Here is a 19268-nt window from a genome sequence, read left to right on the forward strand (position 1 = left end):
ATGTCCGCTATACTCAGTGCCGCCACGGCCTTCCTGCGGACGCGCTGGCTCGCCGGCCGGCTCAAGACACCTGACGATGTCCGACGCTGGCAGGCCAAGGGACTCGACGCCTGGCTGGCAACCGCCGTCCCGGCGGTCGGCGCGTTCGCCGGATCGGCGGCCTCGCGCCTGGAAGACTTGCCGCCGATCGACAAGGCGACCCTGATCGCCAATTTCGCCGCGTATAATCGCCCCGGCATCACCGCTGCGGAAGTACGCGCGGCGATCGATGCCGGGGAAGATCGTGTGCGCGGCTATCCGATCGGGCAGAGCACCGGGACCAGTGGCAACCGCGGTTACTACGTCATAAGTGACACCGAGCGCTTCGTCTGGCTGGGCACGATCCTCGCCAAGGCGCTGCCGGATGCCCTGTGGCGTCGTCACCGTGTCGCGCTCGCCTTGCCCGGCTTCTCGACGCTCTATCGCTCGGCGGAGCGCGGGCGGCGGATCGCGCTGCGCTTCTTCAATCTCGGGCTCGGTGTTGACGCCTGGGCCGACGAGCTCGCCGCCTTCGCGCCCGATACGATCGTCGCGCCGCCCAAGGTGCTGCGCCGACTGGCCGAGAGCGGCAGGCTGCCTGCGCGGCATATCTTCAGCGGTGCCGAAGTCCTCGACCCGCTGGATCGTGCGGTGATCGAGGCCGCGACGGGCGCCAGAGTGCGCGAGATCTACATGGCGACCGAAGGCCTGTTCGGCGTCTCCTGCCCGCACGGTACGCTGCATCTGGCGGAGGATGCAGTGAAGTTCGAATGGCAGCCATCGGGCGATAGCGGGCTGGTGATGCCATTGATCACCGATTTCACCCGCCGCACCCAGATCATGGCGCGCTATCGGATGAACGACCTGCTCGCCCTGTCGGATCAGAACTGCCGTTGCGGATCGCCGCTGCAGGCGGTCGCACGGATCGAAGGGCGGCAGGACGATGTGTTCGAACTGCGCGACGCCGGCGGCCAGTGGCGCATGATCACGCCTGATGTGCTGCGCAATGCGGTCATCGATGCCGATCGGGCGATTACCGATTTTCGTATCGTGCAGACGGGAGCGGGCGAGATCACCATCGCGATCGACCCGGCACTGCCGCCGGAAAGCGACGTGCGGGTGGTCGCGTCGATGGAAGCGCTGTTCGATCGCGTCGGCGTGGTGCCGCCCACCGTCGGCGTCACGCGCGGGCTGACGGTCGATTTCGACCGCAAGCTGCGCCGCGTCCGTCGCGAATGGCGTCAGAGGTAGAGGGTCGTCACGCGCTGTTCGACCGGCTGGGGCCTCCCATTTGCCAGCCGCCACACGGTCGGCCCGATCAGGTCCGCCGGGCCGATCGCGAAATCGACTGCGCCCCAATCCTTCAGTGCCTCGACCTGGTCGGCCAGCACCCGCTGGTCCTGGCGCAGCAGCGGCAGGTTGAATGCCTTGAGTACCCAGCGCTTGAGCCAGGCGGGCGAGATGCCCTTGCGGGTGGCGAACAGTGCATAGGGGCGCACCAGGTCCTTGTCCTCGGGCACGAAGATCGCGGTCAGCGATACGGTCAGGCCGCGTTCGGTGTGAAACTCCAGCTGGCCGGTGGTCGGTGGGAAATAGCGCCCGATCGACATCGTCCGCTTGCCTTCAAGCAGGCGCGGCATGATTCCTTGGGCGCGAGCATTCTCGTGATAGATCGCCTCGGCGCCATCGGGACCCAGCGACACCTCGACCCGCATCGCCCGGCGCGCCCTGCCGCGCAGGAACCAGGGGTGGACGTAATGCGGATGCGAGGCATCGAGCATGTTCTCGAGCCCGTCGAGCAACCGCATCCGGCTGGGCGCCACCAGCCAGCGGAAATGATCGAGCGTCGGATCGTCGAGCAGGGCGGGCAGGCGGGGGAAGGGGGGAGGCGTCTCGGCGAGGCAGGTCCAGACCAGCCCGGCACGGACTTCGACCGGCAGCGCGCGCACGGCGACTGCAGGAACCTCGTCCGATCCGGGCACCTCGACGCAGCGGCCGTCCGCATCGAAGCGCCAGCCATGATAAGGGCAGGTAATCGTCCCGGCGCGCACGCAGCCATCGGACAACCTGAGGGCGCGATGCGGGCAGCGGTCGAGCATCGCGACCGGCCTGCCGTCGCTCAGGAACAGCACGATCGGCGTTCCCATCAGGCGCCGCGCCACCGGCTTCCTGCCTATCGCATCGAGCGCCGCCAGCGGGTGCCAGCCTTGCGCGATCGCGATCGGCCATGCGTCGCTCATAACCCGCGCCTCTTCATCATCGGGACTGCCAGCCGGTCGAGCACCAAGGCCATTAAGCCGAGGACGACGCGCCTGCGCCAGGGCAAGTGGCCGGCGGCAATCGCCATATATTCGATCACGCCGGTCGCGCCGCGGTTTCGCTTGAACTGCGCCGCGCCGGCCGAGCCGTTGAGCCGCACGCCGCGCTTTTCCGCCATCGTCGTGAACAGCAAAGTGGCGATGCGATACAGGCCCTCGGCCTGAGGACGCGTGGTGTCGTAGCCGACCACCGGCGGCGTCAGCACATCGCCGCGGATCAGCGAACCCGCCACGGCCAGCAACTTGCCGTCCGCATCGCGCGCGCCGCGATAATGCAATGCGCCGGTGCGCTGGGTCATCAGCACATATTGGGGAGAGAAAACCGGGTTGAGCGGCGAATATTTGCCGACATAGAGCTGATGGTAGAGTTCGGCGATCCGCGCTGTGTCAGCCTCGGTCATCATGGCGAATTCGTCAATCTCCAGGCCGCTGCGGGCGAGCAGCTTCATGTCGTCGCGGGTGTCGCGCCTCCGCCGCCAGTCCTTTTCCAGGTCGCCGGTAACCCAGATTTGTCGGCTCGCGAGCAATCGCCACCCATCGTTTCGCGCCGCATCGAGCAGGGCCGGTGACGACCAGGAATCGACCGAGCGGATCGCGATAGCGTGGTCGGGAAATTGATTGGCTAGGAATATGCGGATCGCGGGGAGATCCTCGCCCCGCCAATCGCCGTGGAGATTGGTCGATAGCAGCCAGTTATCGACATGGACGACGCGGTTGATCTGGCTCCGGCGCAGCATGCCGTCCGCGGCGGCGATCAGCACGCGCAGTACCGGTCGCAACCAGCCGGTATCGACGAGGTCGAGCTCGGCGCGGGCGTAGAGAATATAGGCACTGTGCGGCAGGCAGACATAGCTGCCACCCAACTCGCCATCATTGACCGTCACCGGATAGACGCGATCGCCGGACCTGAGCGCCAGCCAGCGTGTCGTCACATTTGGTATCATTGCAGTTGCGCCGGCGTTGGCGATGCCCTCGATATAGCCACGGCAATCGCAAGTGTCCGGCCAAGCACCGGCTGGCGGATCGCGCGGATCGAACAGCATCATGCGATCGGCTCGCCATTCCATTCAATGTCGTCGGTGGTCGCGCCGGCCGCGCTGCGTCGCGACGCCAGCGCGCGCGCTGCGAAGCGCCCCGCGTCGAGCATCGCGCCGATGGTCGGACGGCGGTCGCCCTGCCGTCCGACCACATCGCGCCCGCGCCCGATGTCGCGGACCAGCTCGCCGAGCCGCCCGCCCGCGAGCGCCGCGGGCACGCCCAGCATCGCCATCGCGGGGCCGAGATAGCGCAGGCCCTGGAATGCGTGCGTCTCGCCGTCGCCGAGTATCGCGCGGGCGAGTTCGGGCTGCGCGTCGAACAGGTGCAGCCCGCTGACGGCGCGGGGGTTGCACTCGATCGGCACCACCGCGCCGCCCGGCGTGACGATCAGGTCGAACGACAAATGCCCGGTGATCCCGTCCGCCGCGGCGATGGTGCATGCGATATCGATCGCGGCCGGGCAATCGACTGCCTCGAACGCATAGGCGGCCGCCTTGCCGTGGCGCCAAGTCGGGCGATACACGACCGAAGCGACCAGCCTCCCGGCGCGTGCGAACGACCATAGGCATAGTTCCTCGCCGGCGACAAAGCGCTGCGCCGCCCAGGCCTGGGCCGTTGTCGGTTCGATCGCGGCGAGCTGCGCCTCGGTCGGGCGGATCAGCGTGTGGGTTGCGAAGCGCGAGAATTCGGGCTTGAGCACCAGCTCGACCGCTGTGACCGGCAAGGCGTCGAGCGCGGCAAGGCTTTCGATCCGCCAGGTCTCGGGAGCGGCGATTCCCAAGGCCCGGGCATGATCGGCGAACGCGATCTTCGAATGCAGAGTGCGGAGCGTACCAAGAGATGGCGCCAGCACGCGGTCGCCAAAGCCGGCTGCAGCGACATAGAATACTTCCTCGCAGGTCGGGATGATCGCGATCGGATCGAGCCTGGCGACCAGCTCGCGCAAGCCCGCTTCGAAGCCTGGGAAATCGCTTCGAGGTGACGGCAACTTGTGCGTCGCTGCCACGGTGCGCGACAGCTTCGCCGCCCAGCCAGGCACGGAGTCAGCCATATGGACGCCATGCCCCGCCGCTGCGAAGGATCGCGCCAGGTCGACCGCGACCGGCGCGCGCGCACCGGTGATGAGCACATCGCTCATACCTCAGCTTCGGCGGCGCGTTCGGGGCAGTGCGCCGGGGTCAGCCGGATCGCGGGGTTGCGCCGCCAAAGCGCGTGCAATTTTGCCAGGGTGCCTTCAACGCGCTTGGCGTGGCCGAGCAGGCTGCTCGTGAGCCGGGGTGGCGGCATGTTGCGACGGATCGCGTCGCTCGACCACGCTGCGTCCGCGACGAGGAAATGCTCGCCGTGCGCGGCATCTGCGACGACCATACCCCAATGGCCGGGGCAATGGCCGGGCAGCTCCACGGCGAGCAGGCTGCCGTCTCCCAGAATGTCGGCGCCTTCGATAAAGGGCTGCATTGCGTTCGGCAGGGTGCTGCGCGGCGCATCCTCGAAGAAGCGTGCGCGCACCGCGATGTCGGCAGGGAGCAGTGCGGGCAGCACGCCACCGAGCAACGCCTTGATCCGCCCGCTCGAACAAGCCGCGTCCAGCCCGGCCCGCGCGCAATGGATCGCCGCGTTCGGAAAGGCATGCGCCCCAGCGATGTGGTCGGCGTGGAAATGCGACAGGATCAGGTGGCGGATGTCGGCGGGCGCAAAACCGAAGCGCTGCAGCTGGCTCGCGACGTCGGCACCCGGCGCCAGCGTCGCCGGGGTCAGCCAGCGGTAGAAGCGTTCGGGGAAGGGGCGGGTCGCGGCGAAGAACGCCGGGTCGTAGCCCGTATCGAACAGAATCGGGCCTTCGACCGGATGGACGATCAACACGGAAAGTGCAGGAAAGATCGCCGGGCGCCAGCTGCCGTCGCGGATCGTCGCGCGCTGCGGGTGGACGCAGTGCCCGGCGCGGATCAGGTTGACGGCAACTTCACGCATCGATCCGCTCCCGCAAGGCATGCGCGATCATGTCCTCGATGCGATGGCGCGGCGCCCAGTCGAGCAGATTGCGCGCGCGTTCGAGCCGCATGGTCTGCGAGAAGCCGAAGGTCATGACGCTGTAGCGCGTTACCGGCGGCTCGGGTCTGCCAGGAAGGAGTGCGGCAACCCGCTCCATCGCGCTTGCCATCGCCATGGCGAGCGCGGTCGGCACCGCGACGAACCTGGGAGCCCGTCCGATCCGCGCGAACAGCAGGCCGAGCAGTTCGCGTACCGGGCGCGGATCCCCGCCCGATATGTTGATCGCCTGGCCACCTGCCGCTGCAAGGTGTCGGTCGGCGGCAACGAACGCGGCCGCGGCGTCGCGCACATCGGTCGGCTCGATCAACGCGCCGCCACCGCCCGGCAGCGGAAACCGGCCGCCCCGGGCCGCACGCAGGACGCGCGGCAGGAGCACGCTGTCGTTCGGTCCGACGATCGCACGCGGCCGGATCGCTACGGTGCGGAAACCCGGTCCGTCGGCGGCGAGAACCCGTTGTTCGGCGGCATATTTGGTCGAGGCATAGGCGTTGGCGAAACGCGTCGCGACGGGGCTGTGTTCGGTCAATCCAATGCGATCGCGCGGTTCGGCATAGATCGAGGGTGTGGAGGCATAGACTAGCCCCTCGCACCCCGCCGCGCGCGCCGTTGCCAGCAGGCGTTCGGTCGCATCGATGTTGATCGCCGTGAAAGCGGCGGCCGATCCCCAGGGCGAGGACAGGGCCGCAAGATGGAACACGACATCCACGCCAGAGACCAACGGGCCGAGCATATCGGTGGTCAGGTCGGCTGAGACAAATTCGGTCTGTAATTCCGCCCCGATTGCGGCATCGCGCCCGCTTGCCCGCACTCGATATCCGGCGGCGAGCAACTGCGCGACCAGTTCGCGTCCCAATCCTCCGGTCGCGCCGGTCACGAGCGCCAGGCGGGTCACCAGCGGATCACCGCGCCGCCCAGTGAAACGCCTGCCGAGGTGCCGATCAGCAGGGTGTGGCTGTCCGGCGTGATCAGGCCGCGCTCCCGTGCCACATGGAGCGCGTGCGGCATGCCCGCCGCGATCTGGTTGCCATGGTCGCGAAAGATGTCGAGCGTCTTGGCATGGCCGTCTGGCACCGAGCGCTTGAGGTGCTCGATCGCGGCCGCGCTTGCCTGGTGCGGTACGATCGTGTCGATCATGTCCATCGCGACGCCGCTTTCCGCGAGCAGGTCACGCAGGAAGCGCGGAAACCGCTTGGCGGTCGCCGCGAACAGGGCAGGGCCGTCCATTCGGAACTTCGCCACCGCCAGAAAGGCATCGATATCCTCCTCGGGGCGCATCCGGGTGCCACCCGATTCCAGCCGGCACAGCCCCGCATCGTCGCCATAGGTGGCGAGCCGACACGCGAGCAGTCGGCTGGGGCCATCTGCTTCGATCGCCACTGCGGCGGCTCCGTCACCGAAGATCGCCGAGGATTCAGGTACATTGAAATCGAGTGCGGCGGAGGCGAGGTCTACCGATACGATCAGGCCGCGACGCCATTTGCCGACTGCCATGCCCGTCAAGAGCGTATCGAGCGCGACGACAAACGAAAGGCACGTCGCGTTGACGTCGAATGCGGAGATACCGCTGTTGCCGATGCCAAGCCGGCGCTGGATCAAGGGTGCGTTGCCGGGGATCGGTTGTTCCATCACGCCGCATGCGGAGATGATCACATCGAGATCGCCGCCATCCCAGTTCGCCGCGGCCAGCGCAGCCGATCCCGCAGCCGCGCCGAGCGACGAACTGGTTTCATCACCGCGCGCCCAATAGCGAGTCGCGATGGCGAAATTCGACTCGGTCCAGCCTGCATCGCGACCGACCCGCCGGTCGATCTCCGTCGATGGAACGGCGGTGCGGGGCAGGGCGATGCCGCTGCCCGCCAGTCGAAATCCGATGCCGCGAGTCGGGTTCATAGCATGATATTGAACACCGTTCATTTACTTGTAAAGGCCGGTCGCCCGATCGCTTCGAGTATGCGGGTGTAGGCAGTGTCAAGCGGCGTGGTTTCGCCAAGCAGCGCGAAGGTGCCGTTGAGCGTGAAGAAGCAATGCCCATGCACCGTTGCAAGCAGGGAGCGGCTCAATGCATCCGCTTCATGCACACGTTCGGACGGTAGCGCGGCGGCGATCTCGTCACGCACGATACCGGTCAGCGAGCGGATATGGTCGAGATAATATTCGGGGGCTGCGACATCGTCGGGAAGGCGGTGATCGTACAGCGCCGTCCAGGCGTGGCGGTGGAGGATGGCGAATTCGAAATAGGCCTCTATCAGCATGCGCAGCCGATTCTCGGACACGCCTTTCAGCCGTGCTTCGACATGTGCCTGCCACTGCGCCAGCGTGCGCGCGTTGATCGCGACGATCAGCATGTCGTGGCTGCCGAACACATTGTAGACCGTGCCGATCGAATAGCCGATCCGCTTCGCCACCTCGCGCGCCGAAAACCGGGCAAAGCCGACTTCGGAGATTTGACGATGCCCCTCATGGACGATCATCGTCCGGAGCTCGTCCCGGGTATGATCGGACCGGCGCGCCACTGGCGCGGACCCTGCCATCCAGCTTTACACTGTTCAATAGAGTCGCGTCTCGCGCCGTCCCCGACCGACCGCGAAGCGCAAGGGCGCGAGAGTCCCGCAATGACGCGGTGAATGGTTAAGATTTACGTAGATTCCTGGGGTCGTGACACGCGGAGACAAGTTTCTGAAACGTCCATTCAAACAGGGATGTTGAATCCGGAGTAGAGGAAAATCGTTTACGGCCAGCGGCTTGCGTTCGCGAGATATTGGCCAGGGTAGAACGATATTTTTCCGGGGACTTCCAAGGTCATGGTTAATCGCAGCAAGGGCGCGCGCGCGTCCAAAATGGTGTCGGCGCGTGCGGGACGCGAGATGCTGCTGCGAAAGGCGTTGCTCGCCTCGACCGCGCTGATCGGGATCGCGCTGGCCGGAACGCCTGCCTTCGCCCAGAACTGCGTCTTCCTGCCCACCGAAGGAACGCCCACGCCGGATCCGTGCGAAGGCGGTGGCGGCGGTAGCGGAAGCCCGACGCCGACGCCGCCGCCCGCGCCATCGCCTTCGCCTTCGCCGAGCACCTATACGGTCAACACCGAGGCCGAGCTCACCGCGGCGATCAATGCAGCGAACGGCAATCCCGGCTCGACGATCGTCGTCGGATCGAACATCACGATCTTCAACCTGCTGCCCGTCGTCCTGGCCGCGACGAACTTCCAGAGCGCCGCGGGCAACACCTTCACGATCAGCGGCAACAACCAGTACCGGCTGTTCTTCGTCGATGCCGGCGTGGGCGCGGTGAACTTCACCGGGCTCGTGCTTGCCAATGGCAAGGCGCAGGGCGGCAATGGCGGCGTGGGCGGCGGCGCCGGCGGCATGGGCGCCGGCGGTGCGATCTTCGTCAACAGCGGCAACGTCACTGCGACCGACGTCTCGTTCAGCGGCAATGCGGCGGCGGGCGGCAACGGCGCCGCCCTGAACAGCAACGGCAGCGGTGGCGGCGGTGGTGGCGGCCTGGGCGGCTCGGGCGGCCAGGGCGGCAACGCGGGCGGCGGCGGCGGCGGCTATAGCGGCGGCGGCGGTGGCGGCGGCTCTCAGCTTTTCAACGGCAATCCCAACGGAACGCCTGCCGGCGCCGGCGGCAGCGGGCCCGGCGGCGGCGGTGGTTCTGGTAGTGCGAACGCCAATGGCACTGCCGGCACCAATGGCGGCCTTGGCGGCGCGCTCGAAACGCAAACCGGGGGCGCCACCGTCAACTATGGCGGCGGCGGCGGCGGCGGCGGTATACGTGGCGGAGCAGGCGGCAGCCATCAGGGCGGCGGCGGCGGCGGCGCGGGCTATACCGGCTTCGGCGGTACGGGCGGCAGCAACAACGCCGGCGGCACCAGTGGCGGCGTTGGCGGCGGCGGCGGCGGCAGCGCCGGCGCCGGCACAGGCGGCAATGGCGGCGACTTCGGCGGCGGCTACTACGCCTATAATGCCGGCAGCGGCGGCTATGGCGGCGGCGGCGCGGGCGGCTATGGCTACACCATCAGCGGCACTGGCACCGGAAATGGTGGCAATGGCGGCTTCGGCGGCGGCGGCGGTGCCGGCGGCGGCGCGACTGCGGGCGCCGGCGGCACGGGCGCGGGTTCGGGCAGCAGCACCATCGGCGGCGGCGGCCTGGGTGCCGGCGGTGCGGTGTTCGTGCGCAGCGGTTCCTTCACCATTTCGGGCAATACCAGCTTCAGCGGCGGATCGGCGACCGGCGGCACCGGCGGCGCCACCGGCGCGGTCGGCGACGGCGCGGCTGTCGGCACGGCGATGTTCCTGACCTCGGGCACCACCACCGGTTTCAACGTCACCGGCACCACGACGATCAGCGACACGATCGTCGATGATTCGTCGACCAGCTTGGTTGGCGTCGGCTATACCGCCGGCACCGGCGCCGGGGCGGCAGTTTCGCTGACGGGTGGCGGCACGCTCGTGCTTGCCGGTACCAACACCTATGCCGGTGGCACCACCGTCACCGGCAGCACGCTGCAGCTCGGCAACGGCGGAGCGACCGGCTCGGTCGCAGGCGCGATCAGCCTTGTCGGCGGCAGCCAGGTCCGCGTCAACCGCACCGGCACCGTCTCCAGCGCGATCACCGGCAGCGGCACGGTTCGTGTATCGTCGAACGCCACGTTGACCGGCGCGCTTTCGGTTTCGGGCGGCGTCGATGTCGATGCCGGCACCACCGCCAGCCTCGGCAGCGTCACTGCCGACGACACGACTTATGCCGCAGTGCGAATGGGCGCGGGCGCGACGCTGAATACCCAGGCGGGCGCCAGGGTCTATGGCCGCTGGGGGGCGTATAACAACGTAGGCGGCGCGGCGACGATCACCAACCTGGGCACGCTGTCCGGCCTGGTCGATGGCGTGAACCAGCAATCGGGCCTTCTCACGCTGACCAATTCGGGCGTAATCAGCGGGACTAACGCGACCGGCATCTTTATCGGCAGCGGCAGCGGCAGCGCCCAGACCGTAACCAACAATAGCGGCGGCGTGATCGCCGGTGCGGCGAACGGCATCCTTTCGGCCTCGGCCATCACCAACATCACCAATGCCGGCACGATCGGCAATGGGTCGGTCAGCGGCACGGCCTTCACCACCGGCGGCACGGGCTATGGCATCTGGATTTCCGGCACGGGCACGGGCACGATTATCAATAGTGGCTCGATCTATGCCGGATCCGCGGGCACCGGCGTGTACCTGGACAACGGCGGCACGGTAACCAACAGTGCCGGCGGGACGATCAGCAGCGGTGGTGCGGGCGTGGACGTGCGCGGCGCGGCCGGCACGGTCAGCAATTCCGGCACGATCACCGCGGGCAACGCCGCGGGAATCCTGCTCGCGACCGGCGGCACCGCGACCAATTATTCGACGATCAACGCTTCGGGCGCTGACAGCACTGGCCTGCGCAGTACCAATGGCGGCTCGACGCTCGACAATCGCGGTACGATCACCGCAAATATCGGCATCCGTAGCGACGCGGGCGGCAGCACGTTGAGCAACGCCGGCACGATCACCGCGACCAGCGTCGGCATCTATGCCGTCACCGGCACCACGACCCTCGTCAATTCGGGCACCGTCAATGGCTCCGTCGGCATTACGGTCAACGGCGGCGGCAGCATCACCAACACCGGTTCGCTGATCGGCGTCTCCTACGGCATCGCCTCTTCGGGCGCTGCGACGACGGTGACAAACAGCGGCACGATCTCGGGCAACTCGGGGGCGATCTCGCTTTCGATCTTCGACGACGTCGTCACGCTCAACAGCGGCTCGACCACGACCGGCTCGGTCAACCTGAGCAGCGGCAGCGACACGCTGAACGTGATGACCGGGGCGACCTTCGGGACGCTCAACGGCGGCTCCGGCACCGATACGCTGGCGCTTGGCGGCAGCACTGCGGGCACGATGAGTCTCGCGAACGTCACGGCGTTCGAGATCCTCAACAAGACCGGCACCGGCACCTGGACGCTGAGCGGCGCGTCCGCGAGCCCGACGATGGCGATCGCTGCCGGCAACGGCACCCCGAGCGGCACCTTGGTGTTCAGCGGCAGCGGGCTCACCGGCGCGATCAGCGTCAACGGCGCGATCATCCGCGCGACCAGCGCGGGCGCGTTTGGCACCGGCACGATCACTGCGATCGATCCGACGATCCAATATGGCGCGACCGGCACCTATTCGAACGCGATCGTCCTCGCCTCGGTCGATCCGGCCGGCGATCCCACGCGCATCCAGACCGATGCCGGCGTCACCGCGACGCTGACCGGCGCGATCACCCAGAGCGGCGTGCCTGCGCAGCCGCTGGTGTTCGACGGGCTCGGCACCACGATCCTGACCAACGGCGCCAACAATTATGCCGGGCTGACGACGATCAGCAACGGCACGGTGGTCCAGTACAACACGGCCTCCGCGCTAGGCAGCGGCGGTGCCCTGATCAATTCGGGCGCCGTGCTGCAACTCGACAACCAGACGGGCGGGGTGCTCTACACGGAAGGCGGCACCATCTCGGGCGCAGGCACGCTGCGCTTCACCGGTGCCGCGGGTTCTGTTTCCGCGATCGGCTTTGGCGGCAATGGCAACACCATTATCTCGATGGCCGCAGGTGGCTTGATCGACGTTCAGAGCGGCAGGGTGAACGGCAGTTCCTCCGCGCAGGGCTTCTGGACGGGCAACCTGGCGAGCCTGAATATCGCCAGCGGCGCGATCTTCGACACGGTCGAGGGCACTGTCCAGATCGATGCGCTCACTGGCTCGGGCACCCTCATGGGCGGCTTCTCCGGCACCCGGACGCTGACGCTTGGTGCCGCCAATGGCTCGGGCACTTTCAGCGGGTCGATCATCGACAGCACGGTCACCGCCGGTCGCATCCTCGCGATCACCAAGACCGGCACTGGCACGCAGACGCTGACGGGGACCAACACCTATACCGGCGCCACGACCATTTCGGGCGGCACGCTGGCCCTGAGCGGCACCGGCACGCTCGCATCGAGCGCGATCACCAACAACGCGACCTTCAGCATCGCCGGCCACACCGGCGCTGCCACGCTCCTCAGCATCGACGGCACCGGCGCGACCACGCTCGGCACGAACACGCTGATCGTGACCAATGCCAGCGGCACCTATGGCGGCAACATCACCGGCACCGGCGGCCTCACCAAGCAGGGCTCCGGCCTCTGGACGTTGACCGGGACCGGCAGCAGCTGGACCGGCGTTACGACTATCTCCGGCGGCACGCTGGCCGGTACGACCAGCTCGATCAGCGGCAGCTCGATCGTCGACAATGCGGCGCTGACCTACAACCAGAGCTTTGCCGGTACCTATAACGGCAACATCAGCGGCACGGGCCAGGTCAACATCAGCGGCACCGGCCGGGTGACGCTGGGCGGCAGCATCACCAACTCCGGGATAGTCCAGGTCAACGGCACCAATGCCGCGCTGACGTTCACCGGCTCGCGCGTGCCCACTCTCGGGATTGTCGGCGTTGGCGTAACCGGCGCTGGCGCGAATCTGACGGTCGCCTCGGGCGGATCGATCCAGGCCAGCAGCACCTATGGCGTCCTGCTTTCGGGCGCGGGCGCGTCGCTCGACAATCTCGGCACGATCTCCGGCACGGGCGCCGGCACCGGCAACGCGGTCTATGCCGCTGCATCGACCGGGGCACTGACGATCAACAACGGGTCGGTGTCGAACCACACCGCTTCGATCCTCGGCAGCAACGACGGCATATACCGCGCGGTGAACTCGACCGGCGCGCTCGCCGTCAACAACTATGCCTCGATCACCGGCGACCTTCGCAACGGCATCGAGAATCTGGCCGGCGCGGGTGCGCTGACCGTCAACAACTATGCCGGCGGCGTGATCGACGGGCAGGGCAACGTCACGCCCGGCACCGGCAGCGGCATCGCCAATACCGATGCGGCGCTGACTGTCGTCAACGCCGGCACGATCATGGGCCTCGATCAGGGCATCTATACCGGCGGTGCGCTCACCCTTACCAACAGCGGCATCATCGCCGGCCAGACCAATGGCATCTGGGCGCAGGCCGGAGCCACGATCACCAACAGCGGCACGATCGGCACCGGTACCGTATCGGGCGGCGTGTTCGGCACGATCGCCACGGGCGGCGCGGGCATCGCGCTGACCTTCGGCACGGTCACCAACAATAGCGGCGGGCTGATCACTTCGAACGCCAATGCCGGCGTCCGCTTCACCAACACCAACAACGGCATCGTCCAGCTGACCAACGCCAGCGGCGCGACGATCCGCGGCAACTCCGGCGTGGTCGCCACCGGGGGCATCACCTTCCCGGCCTCTATCACCAACAGCGGCACGATCGAGACGACCGGCACGGCTACGGGCCACGCCATCCAGCTCGCCAGCGGTGCAGTGACCAACAATGTCGGTGGTATCATCCGCCAGCAGAGCGGCTCGGGTCAGTACGCCGTCTATTCGACCGGCGCGTCGGCGCTCTACAATGACGGCATCATCTCGAGCGCATCGGCCGGCTCCAGCGCCGTCCGCTTCGATGGCAGCGCGTATGTGGTCAACACCGGCTCGATCACTACGACGGCCGGCTCCGCGATCGTCTTCAACGGCACCGGCAACACCGTCTTCAACTCGGGCGCGCTCAATGGCGCCACGATCGGCATCAACGCCAATTCCGGCCCGACCACGATCACCAACAGCGGCACGATCAGCGGCGGCGCCGCGGCGATCAACCTTGCCGGTAGCTTTGACAACACCGTCACGCTGAACACCGGCTCGGTGATCAACGGCGCAATCTATTTCGGCGGTGGTGCCGACACGCTCAACTGGAACGGCGGCACTGTCTCCGGCGCGCTCGACGGCGGCGCGGGCACCGATGTGTTCAACGTCAACCGCGGCACGGCAACTACGCTGGCACTGGGCACAGTCACCGGCTTCGAGACGCAGAATCTGCTGTCGAGCAGCCTGACGCTGACCGGCACGCAGTCCGGCCAGGCGGGCTGGACGCTGGGCGCCGGCACCACGCTCAACATCGGCACGGCGGGCCAGGCGGCGACCTGGACGACCATCGGCAACAGCGCCACGCTCGACAACGCCAACGTCACGGTCAACATCGCTACGGGCAGCAGTGTCACCGGCGCGGCCTGGACCCTGTCCGGCACGGGCACCGGTGCGACCGTCACCAACGCCGGTACGCTCAATTCGGGCACGACGGGTGCGGTGTCGCTCCAGGGCGCCAACAGCATCGTCACCAATCAGGCTGGCGGCATGATCGCCGGCCAGTCCGGCATCCTGATGGGCGGCACGAACGCCGCCATCACCAATGCCGGCACGATCACCGCGACCGTCGACACGGGCGCGACGCTCGACCAGGGCGGCACCCTCACCAACAGCGGCACGATCAGCGGCGGCAGCGATGCCGTCAACGGCTGGGGCGTCGTGATCGGCAACGGCACGGCGGCGATCATCAACAGCGGCACGATCACCGGCGGCGGCGCGGGCGCGATCGCGCTCGGTGGCGCCTCCGCGATCACGGTCGACCTGCAGGCGGGCTCGACCACGACCGGCAATGTGGTCTCGACCGGCGCAGGCACCCGCAATGTCGATATCGCCGGCACGCTGAACGGCAGCTATGTCTCGACCGGTACCGGCATCGACAATGTCGTGCTGCGCGACGGCGGCTCGATCCTCTCAGCTAATCTCGGCGACGGCGACGACGTGTTCACCTATCTCGGCGGCACGATCGCCGGCCTGGTGGACGGCGGCAACGGCACCGACACGCTGAACGGCAATTTCGGCGCAGGCACCAGCACCACCGTTACGCTGGCCAATTTCACCGGGTTCGAGAAGTTCGGGTTCACCTCCGGTGACGTGACCGTCTCCGGGCCAAGCTCGTCGCCCGACGCCGATATCTATGCGGAGAATGGCGGCACCGTCACCTTCAGCGGCACCCAGGGCAATACCGGCGACATCTATGTCGACGGCGGCGACATCCGTGCGAACACGGCGGGCGCGTTCGGCACCGGTACGATCCACATGATCGACCCGACCGCGATCTTCGGCGCTACCGGCAGCTATGCCAACAACATCTCGCTCGAGGTGGCCACTCCGTCCTCGGCCGACCCAGCCACGTTCAATGCGGATAGCGGTGTCGTCGCGACACTGACCGGTGCGATCACCACCAGCGCGAACCCCGGCGTCGACTCGGTCCAGCAGCTGGTGATCGGCGGGCAGGGGACGGTCGTCCTCACCAACGCCATGAACAGCTGGACGGGCACGACCACGATCAACACGGGCGCCACCCTCCAGGGCGCCAGCGACACCATCTCGGGCAGCAATATCGTCGCCAACGGCACGCTGGCCTATGTCCAGCCTTTCGGCGGCACGGTGACGCAGAACATCACCGGCAGCGGCCGGGTGAACGTTTTGGGCCTCGCTTCGACCGAGGCGCTGACCTTTACCGGCAACAACAGCGTTGCGGGCGGCATCGCCATCCTCGACGGCTCGGCGGTGATCAACACCGGCACGCTGAATGCCTCCAACGGCACCAGCGTCACGCTGTCGGGCGGCGGCTCGTTCGGCAATAGCGGTAACGTAACCGGCTCGGTCATCGGTACCGGTGCCGCCGCGAACAGCGTCACCAACAGCGGCACGATCAACGGCACCGTCTTCAACAACGGCTCCGGGACGATAATGGTGTCCAACCAGACCGGCGGCTCGATCTCAGGCACTTTCGTCAATCCAGGGATCAACGCGACCGGTGCGCTGGCGCTCAACAATGCTGCAGGCGCGACGATCCAAGGTAAGAGCGCAATCCTCGCAAGTGGCGGCGCGAACATCATCAATGCCGGCACAATCTCGGGTAGCTTCGATTACGGCATTCGTCTCGACGCAGGTGGTACCATTGCCAACTCGGGCAGCATCCAGGGTGGCAACAACCTGAACACCGGCTGGGGCGTCAGCTCCACTGGCGCGCTGAGCTTCACCAACCTGGCCGGGGGCACGATCGGTGCCGGGGCGGGTGCGATCACCAGCAACGGCGCCACGACGATCGACCTGCAGGCAGGCTCGACCACCAATGGTGCGATCCTGGTGAGCGGCAGCGCCGCATCGATGGTAACCGTGGCGGGCAGCTATACCGGCTCGGTCACCCTTGGTGGCGGCAACGACACGCTGGTGCTGGATAGCGGCGCGACGATCGGCGCGGGCTCGACCTTCAATGGCGGCGCCGGCACCGACGGGCTGGTGCTCGCGGGCACCGGCAATGCCAGCCTCGATATCGGTACCACGGCCAATTTCGAGAGCCGCGCGATGAATGGCACGGGCGTCTGGACGCTCGCCGGCATCGACGGCACGAATGCTGGCTGGCAGATCAATTCGGGCACGCTCGTCGCTTCGGCTGACAGCAGTATCAGCAATGGCGTGCTGGTGAACATCGCCGCGCCGGGCAGCTTCCAGATCCTTGCCGATACGACGATCGGCAACCTTGCCGGCACCGGCGCCGTCCAGATCGGCGCGAACACGCTGGTCCTGGCCGGCGCGGGCAGCAGCAGCTTCGGTGGCACGATCGCGGGCAGCGGCAATCTCGGCATCGCCAGCGGCACCGGCGTTACCCTGTCGGGCGCCAATGCCTATACCGGCCAGACCCTGGTGGCGGGTACGCTCACCCTCGGCGCGTCGAACGTGCTGGCGGACGCTTCGACCCTAGTCGTCCTCGCCGGTGGCGCGGTCGACCTGGGCGCCAACGACGACACCGTCGCGACGGTGGCGCTTAACGGCACCGCCAACACCGTCACGCTCGCAGGCAGCGGTATGCTCAGCGCAGCCAGCTATGCCCTGAACGACGCGACGGTGAACGCCAACCTCGGCACCGGCACTCTCGTCCAGTCCGGCGGCGTCTCGACGCTGAACGGCACAGCGGCTGCGAACACGGTCACCATCAATGCCGGTACGCTGGCGCTCGGTGCCTCGAATCGCCTGGCGGACAATGCCGCGCTTTCCGTCGCGAGCGACGCGACGCTCGACCTTGGTACGTTCGACGACACGGTCGGCATCGCCGCGATCGCCGGTACGCTTGCCGGTGCCGGCACGCTTGGGGCCAGCTTCGTCCAGCTCGACGGGGCGATCGTGAATGCCAACCTCGCCGGCGTGGTGGTCAATGCCAGCGGTCTCTCGCTGCTGAACGGTACGATCACTGGCAGCAACGTAGCGATCAATGCGGGCACGCTGCAGCTCGGCGCGGCCGACCGCATCGCCGACACCGCGACCCTGGGCATCGTCCAGGGCGCGACCTTCGATCTACAGGGCTTTGACGAGACGGTTGGCCTTGTCGGCGTCGCCGGCACGCTGGCGGGCTCGGGTACGCTTACCGCAGGCGAATATGATCTCGCCGGCGCGGCGGTGAACGCCAATCTGGGCAGCGGGAACTTGTTCCAGGTTGGCGGCATCTCGGTGCTGAACGGCACGTCCGCAGCGCAGAGCGTCCGCGTCCAGGCCGACACGCTCCAGCTTGGCGGCGCTGACCGCCTCGCAGATGGGGCGACGGTCCAGGTCGATGGCGGCGCGATCCTTGATCTCGGCGCGAACAGCGACACGATCGGAGTGCTGGCGCTGAACGGCACGCTAGCCGGTTCGGGCACGCTCGCCGCGGGCCAGTACCAGCTGACCGGCGCGACCGTGGATGCCAATCTGGGCACGGGCACGCTCTTCAACCTGGGCGGCATCTCGATGCTGAACGGCACGGCTGGCGGCGATGTCTCGGTGCAGGCGGGCACGCTGGTGCTGGGCGCCGCGGACCGTCTTGCCGACGCTGCCACGGTGGCGGTCTCGTCGGGCGCCACGCTCGACCTGGGCGCATTCAACGACACGGTCGGCGGCATCGCGCTGTCCGGCACGCTGACCGGCACCGGTACGCTCACGGCGGTCGAATATGACCTGAACGGCGCCACCGTGAACGCCAACCTCGGCACCGGCACGCTGATCAATGTTGCTGGTATCTCGATCTTGAACGGCACCTCGGCGGCATCGGCGGCAGGCATCAATGGCGGCACGCTGACACTGGGCGCATCGGATCGTCTGGCGGACGCTGCCATTGTGGCGGTCGCTTCGGGTGCTGCGCTCGACCTCGGCGTGTTCAACGACACGGTCGGCGGCTTTGCGCTGTTCGGCACGTTGGCCGGCACCGGGACGCTCATCACGGCCGAATATGACCTGAGCGGCGCCACCGTGAACGCCAATCTGGGTACGGGCACGCTGTTCAATGTTGCCGGCATCTCGACGCTGAACGGCGCTTCGGCGGCATCGGTAGTGGGCGTCAATGGCGGTACGCTGGCACTGGGCGCTTCGAACCGTCTGGCGGATGCTGCCGCGGTGGCGGTGGCTTCGGGCGCGACGCTCGATCTTGGAGTGTTCAACGATACGGTCGGCAGCATCGCGATTAACGGTACGCTGGCCGGCTCAGGCACGCTGAGCGCGGGGCAGTATCAGCTCAACGGTGCGATGGTGTACGCCAATCTGGGTGCGGGCACGCTGTTCCAGCTGGGCGGCACCTCGACGCTCAACGGCACTGCTGCCGGCAATGTCTCGGTGCAGGCCGGTAGGCTGGCGCTGGGCACTTCGAACCGCCTCGCCGATGCTGCTATCGTGTCGGTCCTGGCTGGTGCGACGCTGGATATCGGTGCGAACAGCGACACGGTCGCGGGGCTTGCGCTGAACGGCACGCTTGCCGGCACGGGCACGCTCACCGCTACCGAATATGATCTGACCGGCGCGGTGGTGAACGCCAATCTCGGCAGCGGCACGCTGACCAACGCCAGCGGCACCTCGGTGCTGAACGGCATTT

At 67.5% G+C, this 19268-nt stretch carries 9 protein-coding genes; 2 read left to right on the forward strand and 7 right to left on the reverse strand.

Features of this window, described 5'->3' with window-relative positions; all coding sequences use genetic code 11:
- A complete protein-coding gene (locus AC1RPL_RS21485; protein WP_493072387.1) occupies nucleotides 1-1269 on the forward strand; it encodes a F390 synthetase-related protein in 1269 nt (422 codons plus the stop codon).
- Here the strand turns inward: AC1RPL_RS21485 and AC1RPL_RS21490 are convergent.
- The 7 genes from AC1RPL_RS21490 to AC1RPL_RS21520 are packed head-to-tail and all read right to left on the reverse strand — an operon-like array spanning nucleotide 1260 to nucleotide 7939.
- On the reverse strand, nucleotides 1260-2258 hold the full coding sequence (locus AC1RPL_RS21490; protein WP_493072389.1) for a Rieske 2Fe-2S domain-containing protein: 999 nt from the start codon (nucleotides 2256-2258) through the stop codon (nucleotides 1260-1262). The two genes, AC1RPL_RS21485 and AC1RPL_RS21490, sit on opposite strands and share 10 nt — an antisense overlap.
- Complete coding sequence (locus AC1RPL_RS21495; RefSeq protein WP_493072391.1) at nucleotides 2255-3403, reverse strand: hypothetical protein; 1149 nt, start codon at nucleotides 3401-3403, stop codon at nucleotides 2255-2257. The genes AC1RPL_RS21490 and AC1RPL_RS21495 overlap by 4 nt, the downstream gene beginning before the upstream one ends.
- Nucleotides 3379-4512, reverse strand: coding sequence for an ATP-grasp domain-containing protein (locus tag AC1RPL_RS21500; protein ID WP_493072393.1), 1134 nt, complete (start codon nucleotides 4510-4512; stop codon nucleotides 3379-3381). The genes AC1RPL_RS21495 and AC1RPL_RS21500 overlap by 25 nt, the downstream gene beginning before the upstream one ends.
- Nucleotides 4509-5345: an MBL fold metallo-hydrolase gene (locus AC1RPL_RS21505; RefSeq protein ID WP_493072395.1), complete on the reverse strand. Its 837-nt coding sequence runs from the start codon at nucleotides 5343-5345 to the stop codon at nucleotides 4509-4511. Before AC1RPL_RS21505 ends, AC1RPL_RS21500 begins: the two co-directional genes overlap by 4 nt.
- Nucleotides 5338-6318, reverse strand: a complete 981-nt coding sequence (locus AC1RPL_RS21510) for an NAD-dependent epimerase/dehydratase family protein (RefSeq protein ID WP_493072396.1) — start codon at nucleotides 6316-6318, stop codon at nucleotides 5338-5340. The genes AC1RPL_RS21505 and AC1RPL_RS21510 overlap by 8 nt, the downstream gene beginning before the upstream one ends.
- Nucleotides 6315-7316: a 3-oxoacyl-[acyl-carrier-protein] synthase III C-terminal domain-containing protein gene (locus tag AC1RPL_RS21515; protein WP_493072398.1), complete on the reverse strand. Its 1002-nt coding sequence runs from the start codon at nucleotides 7314-7316 to the stop codon at nucleotides 6315-6317. Before AC1RPL_RS21515 ends, AC1RPL_RS21510 begins: the two co-directional genes overlap by 4 nt.
- A gap of 20 nt (nucleotides 7317-7336) precedes the next feature.
- Nucleotides 7337-7939, reverse strand: coding sequence for a TetR/AcrR family transcriptional regulator (locus AC1RPL_RS21520; RefSeq protein ID WP_493072400.1), 603 nt, complete (start codon nucleotides 7937-7939; stop codon nucleotides 7337-7339).
- A 351-nt stretch (nucleotides 7940-8290) separates the two neighbouring features.
- Here AC1RPL_RS21520 and AC1RPL_RS21525 point away from each other — a divergent pair.
- Nucleotides 8291-19268, forward strand: a 10978-nt coding sequence (locus AC1RPL_RS21525; RefSeq protein ID WP_493072402.1) for a beta strand repeat-containing protein, incomplete at its 3' end; no start/stop codon positions are given.

Source organism: Sphingomonas sp. GW821-FHT12D09, assembly GCF_058807215.1.